Consider the following 18,983-nt stretch of genomic DNA (forward strand, 5'->3'; position numbering starts at 1 on the left):
TGGCAAACAAGCGGTGGCGGATGCGGTCCCCGCGGTGACTCACGCGGGCCAGCGATCGGCCAGCACGCGGGCGAACACGTCGCTGTCCACGTTGCCGCCGGTCAGGGCAAAGCCGACGGCCCGGCCTGCGTAGCGGTCCCGCTGCTGGATGGCGGCCGCGAGTCCCGCGGCGCCTGCGCCTTCGGCCACGTTGTGCGTGTCGGAAAAAAGGATGCGCATGGCCTGCGCGACCTCGGCGTCGCTGACCGCAACGATGTCCTCGGCCTCCCGCCGCACGATCTCCAGGGCTTCCGGTTCGGCGATGCGGCAGGCCATGCCGTCGGCCAGGATGGTGGTGACGGGCGCCTCGACGACGCGGCCCTGCCGCCATGAATCGAGGAAGGTGGTTGCATGGGCCGAGACGACGCCCACCAGCTTGCTGCGAGCGCCGGTCGCGGCGCGGGCTGCGGCCGCCGCGCAAAATCCGGAGCCCTGCCCGAGGGGCACGTAGACCACGGCGGGTGCTTGGCCGTCCGCGAAGCTCTCGAAGAATTCCATCCAGTACGTGGCGACGCCTCGCACCAGGTCCGCATGGAAGGACGGCACCATGTGCAGCCCTTCGGCCTGCGCCAGCGCGATCGCGTGTTCGCGCGCTGCCTGGAAGTCGTCGCCATGCTCGATGAGCGTCGCGCCCAGCGCACGCATGGCCGCGTTCTTCTCGACCGAGTTGCCGTGCGGTACCACGATGGTGGCCTGCAAGCCGAACCGGCGTGCGGCCCAGCCGACCGACTGGCCATGGTTGCCACGCGTGGCGCAGGCGACGCCGCGCACCCCGGGCTGGCTGCGCGCGAGATGCTCGAAGTAGGTCATGCCGCCGCGCACCTTGAACGCGCCGGCGGGCGTGTGGTTCTCGTGCTTGACCCACACCGGCATGCCCAGCCGCTGCCGCAGCAGCGGCCAGGCGAACTGCGGCGTCGGGGGAACGAACTCGCGCACGGTGGCGCGCGCTGCATCGAGCTGCTCTCGGGTGAAGTTCATGGGGCTCCGTACGTTGGGGCTCAGAGGCCCTTCGATTCCAGCTTGACGCGGCCGCGCGGGGTGTCGAGCACCGCGCACAGGTTGGTGGCGCCGGTTTTCACGGTCACTCCTTGCAAGCCGATGGTGCGGTACGCATGTTCCAGCGCAGCCGGCTGGGGCGCATAGGCGCACAGCGCCTGCAAGGTGACACCGGATTCCGGCATGGCGGACGCCGGGTGGGTTGCGCCCCACTGGATCAACGTCGGCAGCAGGCCGTGCAGCAGCCGTTGGCCGTCCTCGCGCAAGGTGATCTGCCACTCGAGCAAGCCGCGTGGCGTCATGCGCGACGCGGGCAAGGGCGGGCCGCGGTCATGTCCGGCGTCCTTCAGCGCGCCGACCGCGGCGGCCACGTCGGGGACGCTGGCCACGTAGTGCAGCAGCCGCGGCCCGTGCCGTCGCAATGCATCGCGAACCGCCTCGTCGTCCATGTCGAACCAGCGCCGCGCACGCTGGGGTGCGCGGCCGGGCTGGATCGCCAGGATCTCCAGGTAGGCGCGCGGGTAGTTGACCGTGGCGACGCGCAGCAGCAGGTTGTGCGTGCCCATGAGCGGGTGCTCGCCGCCGGGTCCGGGCTGCACGCCCAGGGTGGCCTCGCACCACGCCGCACCTTCCGCCAGGTCGGCCGCCGCCACCACCAGGTGATCGATGCGTGCTTGCATATCAGAGCGTCACCCGGCCGTCGACGCAGGTCACCGAGGCGCCGCCGATCCAGATCTCGCCGCCGGCGTCCTGCACGACGTGCACGCGCCCGGCGCGCTCCAGCGCCGTGCCCTGCGCGGCGACGTAGCGCGTGGGAGCCAGCCCGGCCCCGATCAGCCATTGCGCCAGGGCGGCGTTGAGGCTGCCGGTGACCGGGTCTTCCACCATGCCGTTGTTGCCGGGAAAGAAGGCGCGCACTTCGAAGGCAACCTCTTCGCCTGCACCGTGCGGTGCGACCACCCCCACCTTGCCTCGCGGGCCGACGACGCCGATGTCGAGACCGGCCAGCACGGCCGCATCCGGCTGGAGGGAGAGCACCTGGTCGGCTGAACGCAGCAGGACGCCGCGCCAGTTCGGCCCGTTGTCGCACCAGGAATGGCCGACGATGTCGCCGCGCGAGATGCGAAGGCCGCGTGCGATCAGGGCCAGGTCTTCCTCCGGCAGGGGGCCGCTCTTGCGCAGCGGCGGCGCCGCGAACGCCAGGCGCGCGCCATCCCGACGCAGCCTGACCAGGCCGATGCCGCATTCCTGCACCACGTGTTCGCCGCGGGGCTTGCCTCCCGCTTCGAGCCACGCGTGGCAACTGCCCAGCGTGGGGTGTCCCGCGAACGGAAGTTCCCGGCCCGGGCAGAAGATCCGCACGCGGTAGTCGGCGTCGGGGTGCGTGGGCGGCAGCAGGAAGGTGGCTTCCGACAGGTTGGTCCAGTGGGTGAAGTGCTGCATCTCCTGCGTGCTCAATCCGGATCCGTCCAGCACGACGGCCAGCGGGTTGCCGCGGTACGGCGTCTCGGTGAACACATCGACCTGCTTGAATGGGCGCCGGTTCATGGTCAGCTCAGCGGAACGTCGAGGGCGCCGCTGGCGGCGGGCAGGCTGCGAATGCTGTCGTACCAGCGCCGCAGGTTGGGATGCTGCGCATGTTCGAGAGGCAGCCCCCACCAGCGATGCATTTCGCAGGCGATCGGAATGTCTGCCATCGTCAGCGTGTCGCCCGCCATGAAGCGACGGCTGGCCAGGCGCGCGTCGAGCATGGCCAGCAGCGGCTGTGTCGCGGCAACGGAAGCCGCAAGGGCCTGCGCATTGCGCTGCTCCGCGGGAGTGCGGATCAGCTGGATGAAGGCCTCGCGACCTGCCGGGTTGAGCGTCGTCTGCTGCCAGTCCATCCAGCGCTCCGCATCGAATCTCGCCTGCAACTCCGGTGGGTAGAGGCCGCGCTCCGGATGCCGTGCGCACAGATAGCGGACGATCACGTTGGATTCCCAGAGCGTGAAGTCGCCATCTTCCAGCAGGGGAACCAGCGAGTTGGGATTGCGCTGCTGGTATTGCGGCGTCCGCACGATGCCGAACGCTGCGCCGGCGTCGACGCGTTCGAATGTCAGATCGAGCAGCTGCGCGGTGAACACGACCTTGCGGACGTTGATGGAGGAGATGCGGCCCCAGATGCGACAGGTCATGACTGCCTCCGAAGTGCAAAGCGGATGGCCGCGGCAAGGGCGGCCATCCCGGTGTCGATTTGCTGCGGCGTCGCCGTGACGAAGGACAGGCGCAGCGTGCGGGTGTCCGCCGCGCCGGCATAGAAGGCGGCGCCTGGAACGAAGGCCACGCCACGCTCCACCGCGTGCGGCAGGAGCGCGGCGGCGTCCAGGCCGGCCGGCAGGCGGGCCCAGAGGAACATGCCACCGTCGGGCGCGTTCCAGCTCACGTCCAGGCCTTGCATCTCACGCTGCAGCGCGGCGAGCATGGCGTCGCGCTGCGAACGGTACAGCGCCCGAATGGTGGGTACGTGGCGGTCCAGGAAACCATCGCGCAGGACTTCGGACACCAGCCGCTGGTTGAAGCTCGGGCTGTGCAGGTCGGCGGCCTGCTTGGCCTGCAGCAGCTTGGGCGTGAGGGCGGCCGGCGCGACGAGGTAACCCAGGCGCAGACCGGGAGCCAGAACCTTGGAGAACGAGCCGAGGTAGATCGTGCCTTCGGGGTTGCGCGCGGCGAGCGGCGTCGGGGGCGGCGCGTCGAACCAGAGGTCGCCGTACGGGTTGTCCTCCACCACGGGCAGCGCGAGCTCGCGCACGGTGTTCACCAGTGCCTGCCGCCGCGGCTCGCTCATCGTACGGCCGGTGGGATTCTGGAAGTTGGGCAGCACGTAAAGGAAGCGCGCGCTCCCGCGCCGACGGCGAAGGTCGGACAGGTCGATACCTTCGGCATCGCTTGCGACGCCGACCACCTGCGGCTCCATGGGCGCGAAAGCCTGCAGCGCTCCCAGGTAGGTGGGTGTCTCGACCAGGACTTCGCTGTCGGCATCGACAAGGACCTTGGCCACGAGGTCCAGCCCTTGTTGCGAACCCGTGGTGATCAGCACCTGTGCCGGGTCGACCGGCCAGGGCAGCCAGGCGGCCACCGCTTCGCGCAGCGGCCCGTAGCCTTCGCTCGCGGAGTATTGCAATGCACCTGGCCCGTCGTCGGCCAGCACCTTGCGGCACGCCGCCGCGAAGGCGTCCACGGGAAAGGTGAGGGGCGAGGGCAGGCCGCCGGCGAAGCTGATGATGCCGGGCCGCTCCGTGACCTTGAGGATCTCGCGGATGACGGACGGGTTCATGCGCGCAGCGCGACGCGCCAGGGTCCAGCCGAAGGCGGGGGTCAGGTCATCGGGTTTCATCGTGGCTCCGTGGAAGCAGAGAGGATCGGCGCGCCGATCGGCGCGACCGGCGTGCGGACCGGCATGCGGCGGCCGACGAACACCGTGGCGATCACGGCCACGCCGAAGCCGAGCGTGACGGCATCGAGCCGCTCGCCGAGCAGGGGAACGGCGAACAGCATGCTGAGGATCGGCTGGACCAGTTGCACCTGGCTGACCCGCACGGTCCCACCGAGGGCCAGGCCGCGGTACCAGGCGAAAAAGCCGATCCACATGGAGAACACGGCGACGTACGCGAATGCTGCCCACGCACTGGCCGGCAGCGGCGCCTGCGGCACCGTCCACCACGCCAGCGGCAGTGTCACCGGCGCTGCGATCACCAGCGCCCAGCAGATCACATGCTCCGCGTGCATGGACTGGGCGAGCCGCCCCCCGTAGGCGTAGCCGACGGCGGCGCAGGCAACGGCGCCGAGCAGGAGCAGGTCGGCCACGTGCAGGTTGAGCCCCTGGCCGGATCGCAACAGGGCGAACGCCACGACGAGCATCGTGCCCAGGGCTGCACAACCCCAGAAACCAGCCGACGGCCGTTGCCGATGGAGCAAGGCACCGACCAGCGCAGTGGCGAGCGGCAGCGCGCCGATGATCACGCTGGCGTGGACAGCCTCGACATGGCGCATCGCCACGGAGGTCAACAGCGGAAAGCCGAAGACGACACCGCCGGACGTCAGGAGCAGTGGCAGCCAATCCTGCCTGCGCGGCCAGGGCGCGCGGGTGGCCAGCAGGAAGAGGACCGACAACACCGCGGCGACGGCGGCACGCCCCAGCGCTATGAATGCACCTGACATCAGCGGCGCGTCGGGCGTGCCCACGGCCAGCCGCGTCATCGGCAAGGTGAGTGCGAAGATCGCCACGCCGGCGAAGCCGAGCCAGAGACCGCGTCGTTCGAGCCGTTTCATACCATCAGCATCCAGCCGGCGGTGCCCAGGAGCACGAGCGCCAGCATGCGGTTGAACCAGAGCAGGCGGCGGCCTTGCGCCAGCCAGCCGCGCAGCAGGGAGCCCACCATGGCGTAGGTGAAATTGCTGGTGAATGCGAACACCGCCATGATGGCCACGATGATCGCCAGTCGCTCGCCCGGATTGGCGGCAGGCTGCCCGCCGGCGTTGACGACCCAACCGGCCGTCAGCGTGAGGGCCAGCATCCAGGCCTTGATGTTCAGGAATTGCAGGCCGACGCCTTGCCAGAAGGTTACGCGCAGGCGGCTTTCTTCCACGGGCGTCAGTTCACCGGCGCGCGCCAGTTTCCAGGCAAGCCAGAGCATGTAGGCGACGCCGGCGGTCTTGACTGCCCAGCGCAGCGGGGGCAAGCCGAGCACCAGGGCGCCGAGGCCGAGGCCGCTGGCAATCATCAGCAAGGTCCAGCCCGCCGGGACGGCGACACAAAACCGCAGGGCCGATCGCAACCCTCCGTTGGCCGCGAGAGCGGTCGACAGCGTGGTGTTCGGTCCCGGCGAAAAACTCATCGCCGTGCAGAACAGCAAAAGCGCCGTGATCTCGGTGCCCGTCATGGGAAGAGTGCTTGTGCTGGCATGCGGACCAATGTAATCTTGCGCACCAATACACAACCAGTACAGATTTCCATGTCACCCGGCGATCTGTACTGGCTCCCATGCCAATACACAGGGGCTCGCCATGCTGATGAAGGCGTCTTCGCAATCGCTGACGGAACAACTGGCCGGGCGCTTCGCCGGCCGCATTCGGGATCGCCTGCTTGCGCCCGGGGCGCGATTGCCTTCGGTGCGTCAATGCGCCGAGCAGCACGGGGTGAGCCCGACCACGGTGGTGGCTGCATACGACCAGTTGCTGGCGCAGGGGCTGGTGGAGGCACGCAAGAACCGCGGCTTCTTCGTGCGCGAGGCGGGATCCGGGCGGGAGGAGCGGGAATCCCGGGCGTCGTCCGCGGAGCCGAAGCCTGCGTCCTGGAGTGCCGCGCACTGGATGGTGGCGCCGCGCGGACCGGCCCCCGTGAACGCCACGGCATTGATCCGCGGCATGTTCCACAAGATCAGCGACAAGCCGCAGCCGGGGATGGGCGTTCTGCCGAGCGACTGGCTCGAAACCACCTTCATGCCGGCTGCCGTGCGAAAGGTCACGAGCACGCGTGCGCTGCACGAGTTTTCGTTGCAGTACGGCGAACCCCTGGGGGACAGCGGCTTGCGCCGTGCGCTGTCGCACAAACTGGCCGGCCTCGGCGTGCCTGCGTCGCCGGACCAGATCATCACCTCGGTCGGCGCCACGCATGCGCTGGACATCGTGAGCCGGACCTTGCTGCGGCCCGGCGACCCGGTGATGGTGGAGGAGCCGGGCTGGGCCGTGGAGTTCGCGCGGCTGAACGCGATGGGCATGCGGCTGTTGCCCGTGCCGCGGCGCGCCGACGGGCCGGACCTGGAGGTGATGGCGAAATACTGCGCCGTGCACAAGCCCAAGCTGTATGTCAGCGTCAGCGTGTTCCACAACCCGACCAGTTACTGCCTTTCCCCGGGCAGCGCACATCGCGTCCTGCAGCTGGCCAACGAGCACGACTTCCACATCGTCGAGGACGACACCTATTGCCACATCGCGCCAGCCCACGCGAGCCGGCTTTCCACGCTGGATGGGCTGCAGCGCACGATCTATGTCGGCGGCTTCGCCAAGATCCTCGCGCCGAACTGGCGCATCGGCTTCCTGGCTGCACCCGCTCGCCTGGTGGAGCAACTGCTCGACACCAAGCTGCTGGGCACGCTGACCACTCCGGCATTGCTGGAGAAGGCCCTCGCGTTGTGCATCGAGCAGGGCCAGTTGCGGCGCCACTGCGAACGCATCCGCACGCGGCTTGACGTTGCGCGCGGCCGCAGCGTCAAGCTGGCATTGAATGCGGGCTGCCGGTTCGCGGCGGAGCCGGCCGGCCTTTTCGGGTGGGTGGACACTGGCGTCGATACCGACGCCCTGTCGCAGCGCATGCTCGACGAGGGCTACCTGCTGGCACCCGGGGCGCTATTCCATGCCGAGCGCAAGCCGAGCACGCTGATGCGCATCAACTTCGCCACGACGCAGGATGCGGCGTTCTGGCGCAAGTACGCGGAGCTGGTCAAGCGGATGTGAGGAGCGCGGCCACTACAGCATTTCTTCCGGCGCCAGGGGACCCAGGACGCGCACGAACAGCTTCAATTTCGCACTGGCGCCAGGTTCGCTGTCTTCGTCCTTGAACGATACGCCCGGGGGCGCCCGCCAGACGAGGCGATCGCCGCGCTGGTCAAGCCGGTAAGTGGTCGTATCGATGGTCTGTTCGACCTGGCGAGAGACCTGCTGCGCCAGCGCGGTGCTGCGGATGACGAGGCCCGCTTCGCTGTTCTTCAGCTGCGAACGCATGTCCAGGTTCATGGAACCGATCACCGAAAGGTACCGGTCGATGACGATGGCCTTGGAGTGCAGGCTCGCGCGCGAACTGCTGTTGCCCTTGGACCCGCCGGCGCCGCCGAACCAGGAGCCGCGCTTGTCGCTGCGGCCGCCATCGGAACCGATCAGCGCGCCGGCCGTTTCGGGGTCCGAGCGCAACTCGTGAATCTCGACGCCGATGTCCAGCAGCGCCTTGCGGTAGCGCGCATATCCCGCATGCGCCAGGGGAGCGTCATTCGAGGCCAGGGAGTTGGTGAGCAGGCGAACGCGGACGCCGCGTTTGCGCAGTTGTTCGTACACTGACATCATGCGCGGCCCCGGCACGAAATACGGCGAGATGATCAGCACCTCGGTGCGCGCTGCCTGCATCAGGTTCATCAGGCCGTCGATGACGGTTTCCCCTGCATTCGCCTCGTCGTCGCCCGGACCGACCTTGCCAGGCTCGTCGACCATCAGCGTGGAAGGTGCCCAGACCAGCGGAATGGCACGCAAATCGATCGGTGGCCGATCCGCCTGGACGACCTCCGAGGGGATGACCGAAGGCAGGACGGTGGGAGAAGCGGTCACCGGCATCACCGGCATGGCGGGTTTGGCAGGTTGCACGGCAGGCATGCCTTGGGCCGAGGAGCTTTGCGGCGCGCTTCTGCGCAGCAGGTCCAGGTCTTCCTTGTCCAGCAGGCTCTGCACGGGATACGCGAGCTCGTCGTTCCAGAATCGGTCGAAACTGGTGGACATGTCGCGAACGATCCGGCCTGCCGCGAGCACGTCGAGGTCGACGAAATTCTGCTTGTCGCCGATGCCGAAATACTGGTCGCCCAGGTTGCGCCCGCCGGTGATGCCCCAGGCGTTGTCGGCGATGAACATCTTGTTGTGCATGCGCTTCTGCAGCCGCTCGACGTCGTGCAGGGAGGTCACGACGCGGCCAAGCATGGTGTTGCGCGTGCCGGGAACCGGATTGAACAACCGGACCTCCACGTTCGGCTCGAACGCGAGCCGCAGCACCTGGGTATCCTCGCCGACCGTGTTGAAGTCGTCCAGCAGGATGCGCACGCGGACGCCGCGCCGCGCGGCTTCGCGCAGACGCTGCAGCAGAACTTCCGTGCTCGCATCGGCATGGATCGCGTAATACTGCAGGTCCATGCTCCGCCGCGCCCCATCGATCAGTGCGAGGCGGCTCGCCAGGGCGGCATCGACTCCGTCGAGAAGGTAGAACGCCGAGTCACTGCGCGTGCCGGCCTGCGCCCGACGTGCCTGCACCAGCTGGCCCAGCGGCGTGCTGCCCGGGTCGGCGAAGGCCTTCGATGCCGTCCGGTTGGTGTTGGCCGGCAGGCTCGCGCAGCCACTCGCCCACGAAAGCAGCAGCACCATGGCAAGCCAGCGCAAACCGCGCTGCCATGACGGAGAACAGGGGACCTGGGAGAGCGCGAGGGTGGAGTGCATGGGTTCAACCACTGTAGCGCGGCAACACCCCCGCCGTACAGCGCCAAGGTCAGCAATGGCCGCCAATGGCTGCCGGTTGATGCCTACAGCTGGCCCAGCGACTCCCAGCGCTCGAGGACCGTCATCAGTTCTTCCTCGATCTGCTCCGCCCGCGCCGCGAGTTGCGAGGCACGGGGCGGATCGTCGCGGTAGAGGGCGCCGTCCGCCAGCGCCTGCTGCAAGGACTTCTGCTCGAGCTCCAGCGCCTCGATGCGCGCGGGCAGCGCCTCCAGTTCGCGCTGTTCCTTGTAGCCGAGCTTGCGCCGGGCCGGTGCCGGTGCCGGTGCGCTGGCCTTCTCGCGCGCAGGAGCGGCAGGGGCGCTGGCAGCAGCAGATGCGCTCGCCATTTGACGCGAGCGCCGCGACTGCGTCAGCCAGTCCTGGACGCCCCCTTCGTACTCGCGCCAATGCGCATCACCCTCGAACGCGATGGTGCTGGTGACCACGTTGTCGAGGAATGCCCGGTCATGGCTGACCAGGAACACCGTTCCCGCATAGTCCTGCAGCAATTCTTCCAGCAATTCGAGCGTGTCGATGTCGAGGTCATTGGTTGGCTCGTCGAGCACCAGCACATTCGCAGGCCGCGCGAACAGCCGCGCCAGCAACAACCGGTTGCGCTCGCCGCCGGACAATGAACGCACCGGTGACGTGGCCCGCGCGGGCGAGAAGAGGAAGTCGCCCAGGTAGCTCTTCACGTGCTTGCGCTGTCCGCCGATCTCGATCCACTCGCTGCCGGGGCTGATGAAGTCCTCGAGCGTGGCGTTCGGATCCAGCGCCGTCCGCATCTGGTCAAAGTAGGCCACCTGCAGGTTGCTGCCCAGGCGAACACGCCCGCTGTCCGGTGCGAGCTCCCCGAGGATCAGCCGCAGCAGCGTCGTCTTGCCGGCGCCGTTGGGGCCGATGAGGCCGACCTTGTCGCCACGCAAGATGGTCGCGCTGAAATCCCGCACCACCGATTGGCTTCCGTAGGACTTGGAGACCGCTGTCAGTTCGGCAACGATCTTTCCCGTCGGCTGCCCCGAGGCCACGTCCATGCTGACGCGGCCCAGCGCATCCCGCCGCGCGGTGCGGCGGGCGCGAAGTTGTTCCAGCCGTCCGATGCGGCTTTGCGACCGCGTGCGGCGAGCCTCGACGCCCTTGCGGACCCACACTTCTTCCTGGGCCAGCAACTTGTCCGCCTTGGCGTTGATCACCGCCTCTTGCGCCAGTTGCTCCTGCTTGAGCACCTGGAACTGCGTGAAGTTGCCGGGATAGGACAGCAGCCGGCCCCGATCGAGTTCGACGATCCGGGTGGCGACGCGATCGAGGAACGCGCGGTCGTGGGTGATCAGGACGACGCTGCCGCGGAAGTCGATCAGCAGGTTCTCCAGCCACTCGATGGAGTCCAGGTCCAGGTGGTTCGTGGGTTCGTCGAGCAGCAGCACGTCCGGGCGCCGGACGAGCGCCTGCGCGAGCGCGACGCGTTTGCGGTTGCCGCCGGAGAGTGCGCCGATCTGCGCGTTCGCGTCCAGGTGCAGGCGCTGCAGCGTCTCGTCGATCCGCCGCTCCCAGTTCCAGCCGTCGTGCGCTTCGATGCGGCCCTGCAGGGCGTCAAGGTCTCCCTCGCCGTGGGTATAGGCATCGACCAGCGCGATGACATCGGCAAGTCCGGAACGCACGGATTCGAAGACCGTGGCTTCTTCCTGCAGCACCGGTTCCTGCGCGACGAAAGCGGCGTGCAGTCCTTGCTGGCGATGCAGCACGCCGTCGTCCGGCTGCTCCAGTCCGGCAAGGATGCGCAGCAACGAAGACTTGCCCGCGCCGTTGCGGCCGATCAGTCCCACCCGCTCCGAGTTTTCAAGTGCGAAGTCGGCGTGATCGAGCAGCGCCACGTGCCCGAAGGCGAGTTGGGCGTCGGCGAGCGTGAGAAGGGCCATGAAGTGCGGGAAAAGGCTCGGAGCGTATCACTGGCGCCGCAGGCGAGCGAAACAAAGGCTGGGTTCGCGGCGTGCTTGGCTATAGTGGGACTTGCTGCACAAGGAGGGGTTCCGTGGAGTTGAACATCAACGGTACGCGCAGGCAGGTGGATGCCGATCCGGCGATGCCGCTGCTGTGGGTGCTGCGCGACCTGTTGCAGATGACGGGCACCAAGTTCGGCTGTGGTGTTGCCGCCTGCGGCGCCTGCACGGTGCGCGTGGACGGGCAGGCTGTGCGCTCGTGCGTCGCTCCGGTCGCCAGTGTCATCGGCAAGGCCATCCAGACCATCGAAGGACTGGGAGTTGCGGGCCGGCCGCATGCCCTGCAAGCGGCCTGGATCGCGGAGCAGGTGCCCCAGTGCGGCTACTGCCAGAGCGGCATGTTGATGGCGGCCGCGGCCTTGCTGGAGAAGAAGCCCAAGCCGACGGATGCCGACATCGACGAGGCGATGACGAACATCTGCCGTTGTGGAACCTACCAGCGCGTGCGCGTGGCGATCAAACGCGCGGCCGGGATCAAGTCGTGAAACGTCGCGCCTGGCTGCTGGGCACGACGGTGGGCGCCGGCGCGCTGCTGCTCGGCTGGGCGGCGCTTCCCCAGCGCTCGCGACTCGGGCTTGGCTCGCTGATGCAGCCCGGCGAAGGGGACATGTCGCTCAATGGCTGGATCAAGATCCTTCCCGATGGCGGCGTGGTGTTGGCCATGCCGCGCAGTGAAATGGGTCAGGGCGTGCACACCGCGCTGCCGCAGATGGCCGCCGAAGAGCTGGACGTTCCCTTGTCCGTGGTGCGCATCGAGCAGGCAGGCCCGGACGCGATCTATGGCAACGTCGCCATGCTGGTGGGCAACCTGCCGTTTCATCCGCTGGACGCAGAGCGGGAAGACGGCTTCGGACGCGTGAAGGCCGGCAGGTGGCTGGTGACCAAGCTGGGCCGCGAACTGGGGATCAATGCCACAGGAGGCTCCTCGAGCGTCGCGGATGCGTGGGACGTGGTACGGGTCGCGGCTGCGACGGCGCGGGCTTCGCTTGTCGGCGCCGCCTCGTTGCAATGGAGGCTGCCCGCGGACGAAATGCGGGTGGACAAAGGGGTGGTATCGCATTCCTCCGGCCGCAGCGCGACCTACGGCGAGCTGGCAAGGGTCGCCTCCGCCACGCCGCCCGGCAGCGTGCGGCTGAAGGAGCGCAAGGAGTGGCGCGTGATCGGCCAGCCCGCGCCGCGCCTGGACCTGCCGGCCAAGGTGGATGGCACCGCACGTTTCGGCATCGACGTACGGGTGCCCGGGATGCTGTTCGGCGCGATTCGCTTGTGCCCGGCGATCGGCGGCTCACCGGGACGCGTCGACGCGAAATCGGCGTTGGCGATGCCGGGAGTGCAGCGGATCGTGATGCTGCCTGCGTATGGGGGTTCGACTGCCGGGTTCGCGGTCGTCGCCAGCAACTATTGGCAGGCGCGCCAGGCGGCCGCGGCCGTGGAGGTCGAATGGCGGCCGCCGGCGTTGGCTCCCGACTCACGCGTCATCGCGCGGGATCTGGAATCGGCGGTCACGCATGGAAACGGCTACACGTTCCATCAACGCGGCGATGCCCAACCGGCAGGCGAGCCGGGCAAGTCCATCGAAGCCTGGTACAGCGCCCCTTACCTGGCACACGCAACACTCGAGCCGATGAATGCCACTGCCAGGGTCTCGAACGGGCGTGTGGAGGTGTGGGCGCCCACGCAGGTGCCGCAGATGTGCCGCGCGGCCGCGGCGCGCGTGGCGGGAGTGGCCATCGACCAGGTCGACCTGCACGTGACGCTGCTTGGCGGCGGATTCGGACGCCGGCTCGAAGTCGATTACGTCGCGCAAGCCGTGCGGGTAGCGCAGGATGTGCCCGGCGTGGCGGTGCAACTGATCTGGTCCCGGGAAGAGGATACGAGGCACGACTTTTATCGTCCGATGCAGGTGGCGCGTTTGCGCGCTTCCGTGGACGCGAAAGGGCAGGGTCTGGCGCTGCAGATCAAATCCGCTGGCGACGCGATCTCCCCGCGCTGGTTCGAGCGTGCGATGCCGCAGTTTGCCGGACCGGTGGACCTTCCCGACAAGACGACGTCGGAAGGGCTGTTCGATCAACCTTACGACTTCCCGCAGTTGAAGGTCGAGCATGTGTCCACCCGCTCGGGGGTGCCGGTCGGTTTCTGGCGATCGGTCGGCCACTCCCACAATGCCTTCTTCAGCGAGTGTTTCATGGACGAGGCCGCCGCGGCCGCGGGTCGCGATCCAGTGGAGTTCCGTCGCCAGCTTCTGAAGAGGGCGCCACGCCACCTGGCTGTCTTGAATCTCGCGGCCGAAAAGGCCGGGTGGGGCCGGCCGCTGCCCGCAGGACGCGCGCGCGGTGTGGCGCTGCATGAATCGTTCGGCTCCATCGTCGCTCAGGTTGTCGAGGTCTCCCTCGACAAGGGGCAGGTGCGCGGGCACCGCGTGGTCTGCGCCATCGATTGCGGGACGGTGATCAATCCGAACATCGTGGCGCAGCAGATGGAAAGCTCCGTCGTGTTCGGCCTGTCTGCTGCTCTGCACGGGCACATCGACATTCGCGACGGCGTGGTGCAGCAAGGGAATTTTCCGAGCTATCCGATGCTCACGCTCGCCGCGTCTCCTCTCGTGGAGACCTGGATCGTCCCCAGCGAACGGCCGCCTACTGGCGTGGGGGAGCCGGGTGTGCCGCCGGTGGCGCCCGCCGTCGCAAATGCCCTGTACGCGCTGACCGGCAAGCGCAATCGCTCGTTACCTCTCACCGTCTAGCCGTACGGGTTTTCCCGTGCTATAGTCGAGGGCTCGGCTGACGAGGGCTGCGGGACGCAGCTGACACGGAGGTCGAGCAAGGAGTGGGTTCGCGGTCTGGAGCGACGATCCAAAGTCGGTATAGAATCGCGGGCTTCGCTGATGACGAGGGCGGTTGGCTCGAAACGAGCGAGTCGCAAGCGGCGCAGGCAAAAACAGCTGGACAGAGCTTCAAAAAATCTGTCATAATCGAGGGCTTCGCTGATCGCAGCGGAGGCGGCAAACGAGGCGAGGTGGCGCTTGAGAAGGCGTGCTGAGCTGGTTTGCGGGTTCGTTAAAAATCTACAGCCGATAAGCGTGGGCGTTTGATGGCGACTGCCAAGTTCTTCGGAACAAATCAAACGCTCATATGAAGAAAAGAAGTGAAGTTCACTTCGATTCCTATTGAGCAAATATCAAGATCGAACTGTAGAGTTTGATCCTGGCTCAGATTGAACGCTGGCGGAATGCTTTACACATGCAAGTCGAACGGCAGCACGGGGGCAACCCTGGTGGCGAGTGGCGAACGGGTGAGTAATACATCGGAACGTGCCCAGTCGTGGGGGATAACTACGCGAAAGCGTAGCTAATACCGCATACGAACTCTGGTTGAAAGCGGGGGATCGCAAGACCTCGCGCGATTGGAGCGGCCGATGGCAGATTAGGTAGTTGGTGGGGTAAAGGCTCACCAAGCCGACGATCTGTAGCTGGTCTGAGAGGACGACCAGCCACACTGGGACTGAGACACGGCCCAGACTCCTACGGGAGGCAGCAGTGGGGAATTTTGGACAATGGACGCAAGTCTGATCCAGCCATTCCGCGTGCAGGATGAAGGCCCTCGGGTTGTAAACTGCTTTTGTACGGAACGAAAAGGCGCTTTCTAATACAGAGCGCTCATGACGGTACCGTAAGAATAAGCACCGGCTAACTACGTGCCAGCAGCCGCGGTAATACGTAGGGTGCAAGCGTTAATCGGAATTACTGGGCGTAAAGCGTGCGCAGGCGGTTATGTAAGACAGGTGTGAAATCCCAGGGCTTAACCTTGGAACTGCATTTGTGACTGCATAGCTAGAGTACGGTAGAGGGGGATGGAATTCCGCGTGTAGCAGTGAAATGCGTAGATATGCGGAGGAACACCGATGGCGAAGGCAATCCCCTGGACCTGTACTGACGCTCATGCACGAAAGCGTGGGGAGCAAACAGGATTAGATACCCTGGTAGTCCACGCCCTAAACGATGTCAACTGGTTGTTGGGTCTTCACTGACTCAGTAACGAAGCTAACGCGTGAAGTTGACCGCCTGGGGAGTACGGCCGCAAGGTTGAAACTCAAAGGAATTGACGGGGACCCGCACAAGCGGTGGATGATGTGGTTTAATTCGATGCAACGCGAAAAACCTTACCTACCCTTGACATGTCTGGAATCTTTTAGAGATAGAAGAGTGCCCGAAAGGGAGCCAGAACACAGGTGCTGCATGGCTGTCGTCAGCTCGTGTCGTGAGATGTTGGGTTAAGTCCCGCAACGAGCGCAACCCTTGTCATTAGTTGCTACATTCAGTTGGGCACTCTAATGAGACTGCCGGTGACAAACCGGAGGAAGGTGGGGATGACGTCAAGTCCTCATGGCCCTTATGGGTAGGGCTACACACGTCATACAATGGCCGGTACAAAGGGCTGCCAACCCGCGAGGGGGAGCTAATCCCATAAAACCGGTCGTAGTCCGGATCGTAGTCTGCAACTCGACTGCGTGAAGTCGGAATCGCTAGTAATCGTGGATCAGCATGTCACGGTGAATACGTTCCCGGGTCTTGTACACACCGCCCGTCACACCATGGGAGCGGGTTCTGCCAGAAGTAGTTAGCCTAACCGCAAGGAGGGCGATTACCACGGCAGGGTTCGTGACTGGGGTGAAGTCGTAACAAGGTAGCCGTATCGGAAGGTGCGGCTGGATCACCTCCTTTCTGGAAACACTAGCAGTCAAAGTTGAACGCTCACACTTATCGGTTGTTGGAAAGAGATGTCGCCAGCGACGAATTGCTCGCAAAGATGTGCTCGCAGTTGAGCGACCGGCCCCGGGTCTGTAGCTCAGTTGGTTAGAGCACCGTCTTGATAAGGCGGGGGTCGTTGGTTCGAGACCAACCAGACCCACCATCTCCGCCGGACAAGGTTCCTGGGGGATTAGCTCAGCTGGGAGAGCACCTGCTTTGCAAGCAGGGGGTCGTCGGTTCGATCCCGTCATCCTCCACCAACAAACCAAATCGGAAATAGATCAACACCAAAGTGGCTTGATCGCTCGTCAAGAGTGCCAGGCTGCTTTGTTGTTGACGGCCAGCATCTGCTGGAAGTCAATCGGCTGTTCTTTAACAATTCATAGAGTCGAAATCAGCGTTGCTGGTGGAAACTGCACATTCGTAAAGGTTTAGTGCAGACCGTGCCGCCAGCGACAATTTTTTTGATTGCGTCAACCAGACTTCAATTTCGAGTCAAATCGAAAATATGAAGATAACGGCATAACGCGCGAGGTGAGAGACCTCGCGATTCCTTGATTGGCTTTGTTCCTCGTGAGAGGCGTCAAAGTTATAGGGTCAAGTGAATAAGAGCATGTGGTGGATGCCTTGGCGATTACAGGCGACGAAGGACGTGATAGCCTGCGATAAGCTTCGGGGAGCTGGCAAATAAGCTTTGATCCGGAGATTTCCGAATGGGGAAACCCACCTCGCAAGAGGTATCGCATGATGAATACATAGTCATGCGAGGCGAACCGGGTGAACTGAAACATCTCAGTAGCTCGAGGAAAAGACATCAACCGAGATTCCGAAAGTAGTGGCGAGCGAAATCGGAAGAGCCTGCTAGTGATAGCGCAGAACTTAGCGGAACGGCTTGGAAAGGCCGGCTACAGAGGGTGATAGCCCCGTACGCGAAAAGATCTGTGTGGTACTAAGCTAGCGACAAGTAGGGCGGGACACGAGAAATCCTGTCTGAAGATGGGGGGACCATCCTCCAAGGCTAAATACTCGTAATCGACCGATAGTGAACTAGTACCGTGAGGGAAAGGCGAAAAGAACCCCGGGAGGGGAGTGAAATAGATCCTGAAACCGCATGCTTACAAAAAGTAGGAGCCCGCAAGGGTGACTGCGTACCTTTTGTATAATGGGTCAGCGACTTACATTCAGTGGCAAGGTTAACCGAATAGGGTAGCCGCAGGGAAACCGAGTCCGAATAGGGCGTCCAGTCGCTGGGTGTAGACCCGAAACCAAGTGATCTATCCATGGCCAGGATGAAGGTGCCGTAACAGGTACTGGAGGTCCGAACCGACTAGTGTTGCAAAACTAGCGGATGAGCTGTGGATAGGGGTGAAAGGCTAAACAAACTTGGAAATAGCTGGTTCTCTCCGAAAACTATTTAGGTAGTGCCTCAAGTATTACCTGCGGGGGTAGAGCACTGTTTTGGCTAGGGGGTCATGGCGACTTACCAAACCAAGGCAAACTCCGAATACCGCAGAGTACAGCTTGGGAGACAGAGCACCGGGTGCTAACGTCCGGACTCAAGAGGGAAACAACCCAGACCGCCAGCTAAGGTCCCTAAAATTGGCTAAGTGGGAAACGAAGTGGGAAGGCTAAAACAGTCAGGATGTTGGCTTAGAAGCAGCCATCATTTAAAGAAAGCGTAATAGCTCACTGATCGAGTCGTCCTGCGCGGAAGATGTAACGGGGCTAAGCCAGTTACCGAAGCTGCGGATTTGCACGCAAGTGCAAGTGGTAGGAGAGCGTTCTGTAAGCCTGTGAAGGTGTCTCGAGAGGGATGCTGGAGGTATCAGAAGTGCGAATGCTGACATGAGTAGCGTTAAAGCGGGTGAAAAGCCCGCTCGCCGTAAGCGCAAGGTTTTCTACGCAACGTTCATCGGCGTAGAGTGAGTCGGCCCCTAAGGCGAGGCAGAGATGCGTAGCTGATGGGAAACAGGTCAATATTCCTGTACCGATGTGTAGTGCGATGTGGGGACGGAGAAGGTTAACTCGGCAGACTGTTGGATGTGTCTGTTCAAGCCTGTAGTCGTGCCTGGTAGGTAAATCCGCCGGGCTTAGATGAGGGGTGATAACGAGGGTGCTTGCACCCGAAGTGAGTGATACCCTGCTTCCAGGAAAAGCCACTAAGCTTCAGCTACACACGACCGTACCGCAAACCGACACTGGTGCGCGAGATGAGTATTCTCAGGCGCTTGAGAGAACTCGGGAGAAGGAACTCGGCAAATTGACACCGTAACTTCGGAAGAAGGTGTGCCTTTAGTAGGTGAAGTCCCTCGCGGATGGAGCCCAATGAGGTTGCAAAAAATCGGTGGCTGCGACTGTTTAATAAAAACACAGCACTCTGCAAACACGAAAGTGGACGTATAGGGTGTGACGCCTGCCCGGTGCTGGAAGATTAAGTGATGGGGTGCAAGCTCTTGATCGAAGTCCCAGTAAACGGCGGCCGTAACTATAACGGTCCTAAGGTAGCGAAATTCCTTGTCGGGTAAGTTCCGACCTGCACGAATGGCGTAACGATGGCCACACTGTCTCCTCCCGAGACTCAGCGAAGTTGAAATGTTTGTGATGATGCAATCTCCCCGCGGAAAGACGGAAAGACCCCATGAACCTTTACTGTAGCTTTGTATTGGACTTTGAACGGATCTGTGTAGGATAGGTGGGAGGCTTTGAAGCCGGGTCGCTAGATCTGGTGGAGCCAACGTTGAAATACCACCCTGGTGCGTTTGAGGTTCTAACCTAGGCCCGTTATCCGGGCCGGGGACAGTGCATGGTAGGCAGTTTGACTGGGGCGGTCTCCTCCCAAAGCGTAACGGAGGAGTTCGAAGGTACGCTAGTTACGGTCGGACATCGTGACGATAGTGCAATGGCATAAGCGTGCTTAACTGCGAGACTGACAAGTCGAG

The 18,983-nt window shown here is 64.3% G+C and carries 12 protein-coding genes, 2 tRNA genes and 2 rRNA genes (1 of these 16 running past the window's edge); 7 read left to right on the forward strand and 9 right to left on the reverse strand.

Annotated elements, in window-relative coordinates; genetic code table 11:
* Positions 1–39: 39 nt before the first annotated feature.
* From WG902_RS21615 to WG902_RS21645, 7 genes are read right to left on the reverse strand one after another with little or no spacing between them, the layout of a single operon-like run.
* Positions 40–1,017, reverse strand: coding sequence for a threonine dehydratase (locus WG902_RS21615; RefSeq protein WP_340062289.1), 978 nt, complete (start codon positions 1,015–1,017; stop codon positions 40–42).
* Between the two features lie 20 nt (positions 1,018–1,037).
* On the reverse strand, positions 1,038–1,715 hold the full coding sequence (locus tag WG902_RS21620; RefSeq protein WP_340062290.1) for a VOC family protein: 678 nt from the start codon (positions 1,713–1,715) through the stop codon (positions 1,038–1,040).
* Position 1,716: 1 nt separating this feature from the next.
* Complete coding sequence (locus WG902_RS21625) at positions 1,717–2,583, reverse strand: PhzF family phenazine biosynthesis protein (RefSeq protein ID WP_340062291.1); 867 nt, start codon at positions 2,581–2,583, stop codon at positions 1,717–1,719.
* Between the two features lie 2 nt (positions 2,584–2,585).
* The gene (locus WG902_RS21630; protein ID WP_340062292.1) at positions 2,586–3,209 is read right to left on the reverse strand and encodes a glutathione S-transferase family protein; all 624 of its coding nucleotides are present in this window, start codon (positions 3,207–3,209) and stop codon (positions 2,586–2,588) included.
* Complete coding sequence (locus WG902_RS21635; RefSeq protein ID WP_340062293.1) at positions 3,206–4,408, reverse strand: aminotransferase-like domain-containing protein; 1,203 nt, start codon at positions 4,406–4,408, stop codon at positions 3,206–3,208. Before WG902_RS21635 ends, WG902_RS21630 begins: the two co-directional genes overlap by 4 nt.
* Positions 4,405–5,343 carry a DMT family transporter gene (locus WG902_RS21640; protein ID WP_340062294.1) on the reverse strand — a complete coding sequence of 313 codons (939 nt, stop codon included), beginning with the start codon at positions 5,341–5,343 and terminating at the stop codon, positions 4,405–4,407. Before WG902_RS21640 ends, WG902_RS21635 begins: the two co-directional genes overlap by 4 nt.
* Positions 5,340–5,954, reverse strand: a complete 615-nt coding sequence (locus WG902_RS21645; RefSeq protein ID WP_340062295.1) for a LysE family translocator — start codon at positions 5,952–5,954, stop codon at positions 5,340–5,342. The genes WG902_RS21640 and WG902_RS21645 overlap by 4 nt, the downstream gene beginning before the upstream one ends.
* A gap of 124 nt (positions 5,955–6,078) precedes the next feature.
* On the opposite strand from WG902_RS21645, the gene WG902_RS21650 reads away from it, so the two are divergent.
* The gene (locus WG902_RS21650; protein ID WP_340062296.1) at positions 6,079–7,527 is read left to right on the forward strand and encodes an aminotransferase-like domain-containing protein; all 1,449 of its coding nucleotides are present in this window, start codon (positions 6,079–6,081) and stop codon (positions 7,525–7,527) included.
* A gap of 12 nt (positions 7,528–7,539) precedes the next feature.
* On the opposite strand, the gene WG902_RS21655 is transcribed toward WG902_RS21650, so the two are convergent.
* Both WG902_RS21655 and WG902_RS21660 read right to left on the reverse strand, forming a co-directional pair.
* Positions 7,540–9,327, reverse strand: a complete 1,788-nt coding sequence (locus WG902_RS21655) for a phospholipase D family protein (RefSeq protein WP_340062297.1) — start codon at positions 9,325–9,327, stop codon at positions 7,540–7,542.
* A gap of 17 nt (positions 9,328–9,344) precedes the next feature.
* Entirely contained in the window at positions 9,345–11,216 is a 1,872-nt protein-coding gene (locus WG902_RS21660; protein ID WP_340062298.1) for an ATP-binding cassette domain-containing protein, read from the reverse strand.
* Between the two features lie 113 nt (positions 11,217–11,329).
* Here WG902_RS21660 and WG902_RS21665 point away from each other — a divergent pair, with 113 nt between their 5' ends.
* From WG902_RS21665 to WG902_RS21690, 6 genes are all read left to right on the forward strand, one after another.
* Complete coding sequence (locus WG902_RS21665) at positions 11,330–11,782, forward strand: (2Fe-2S)-binding protein (RefSeq protein ID WP_340062299.1); 453 nt, start codon at positions 11,330–11,332, stop codon at positions 11,780–11,782.
* The gene (locus WG902_RS21670; protein WP_340062300.1) at positions 11,779–14,040 is read left to right on the forward strand and encodes a xanthine dehydrogenase family protein molybdopterin-binding subunit; all 2,262 of its coding nucleotides are present in this window, start codon (positions 11,779–11,781) and stop codon (positions 14,038–14,040) included. Before WG902_RS21665 ends, WG902_RS21670 begins: the two co-directional genes overlap by 4 nt.
* Positions 14,041–14,482: 442 nt before the next feature.
* Positions 14,483–16,017: ribosomal RNA gene (locus WG902_RS21675) — 16S ribosomal RNA — on the forward strand.
* A 113-nt stretch (positions 16,018–16,130) separates the two neighbouring features.
* Positions 16,131–16,207: transfer RNA gene (locus WG902_RS21680), tRNA-Ile, on the forward strand.
* Between the two features lie 21 nt (positions 16,208–16,228).
* Positions 16,229–16,304 (forward strand) — tRNA-Ala (locus WG902_RS21685).
* 335 nt (positions 16,305–16,639) lie between these two features.
* Positions 16,640–18,983: ribosomal RNA gene (locus WG902_RS21690) — 23S ribosomal RNA — on the forward strand (it continues 536 nt past the right edge of the window).
* Together the 16S and 23S rRNA genes with 2 tRNA genes alongside form the textbook arrangement of a ribosomal RNA operon.

It is taken from the genome of Ramlibacter sp. PS3R-8 (assembly GCF_037572435.1).
GTDB lineage: Bacteria > Pseudomonadota > Gammaproteobacteria > Burkholderiales > Burkholderiaceae_C > Ramlibacter.

Excerpts from the sequence above, each read along its gene's own strand:
- WG902_RS21615 (WP_340062289.1), bottom strand. The coding sequence starts at position 1,017 with ATGAACTTCACCCGAGAGCAGCTCGATGCAGCGCGCGCCACCGTGCGC.
- WG902_RS21620 (WP_340062290.1), bottom strand. The coding sequence starts at position 1,715 with ATGCAAGCACGCATCGATCACCTGGTGGTGGCGGCGGCCGACCTGGCG.
- WG902_RS21625 (WP_340062291.1), bottom strand. The coding sequence starts at position 2,583 with ATGAACCGGCGCCCATTCAAGCAGGTCGATGTGTTCACCGAGACGCCG.
- WG902_RS21630 (WP_340062292.1), bottom strand. The coding sequence starts at position 3,209 with ATGACCTGTCGCATCTGGGGCCGCATCTCCTCCATCAACGTCCGCAAG.
- WG902_RS21635 (WP_340062293.1), bottom strand. The coding sequence starts at position 4,408 with ATGAAACCCGATGACCTGACCCCCGCCTTCGGCTGGACCCTGGCGCGT.
- WG902_RS21640 (WP_340062294.1), bottom strand. The coding sequence starts at position 5,343 with ATGAAACGGCTCGAACGACGCGGTCTCTGGCTCGGCTTCGCCGGCGTG.
- WG902_RS21645 (WP_340062295.1), bottom strand. The coding sequence starts at position 5,954 with ATGACGGGCACCGAGATCACGGCGCTTTTGCTGTTCTGCACGGCGATG.
- WG902_RS21650 (WP_340062296.1), top strand. The coding sequence starts at position 6,079 with ATGCTGATGAAGGCGTCTTCGCAATCGCTGACGGAACAACTGGCCGGG.
- WG902_RS21660 (WP_340062298.1), bottom strand. The coding sequence starts at position 11,216 with ATGGCCCTTCTCACGCTCGCCGACGCCCAACTCGCCTTCGGGCACGTG.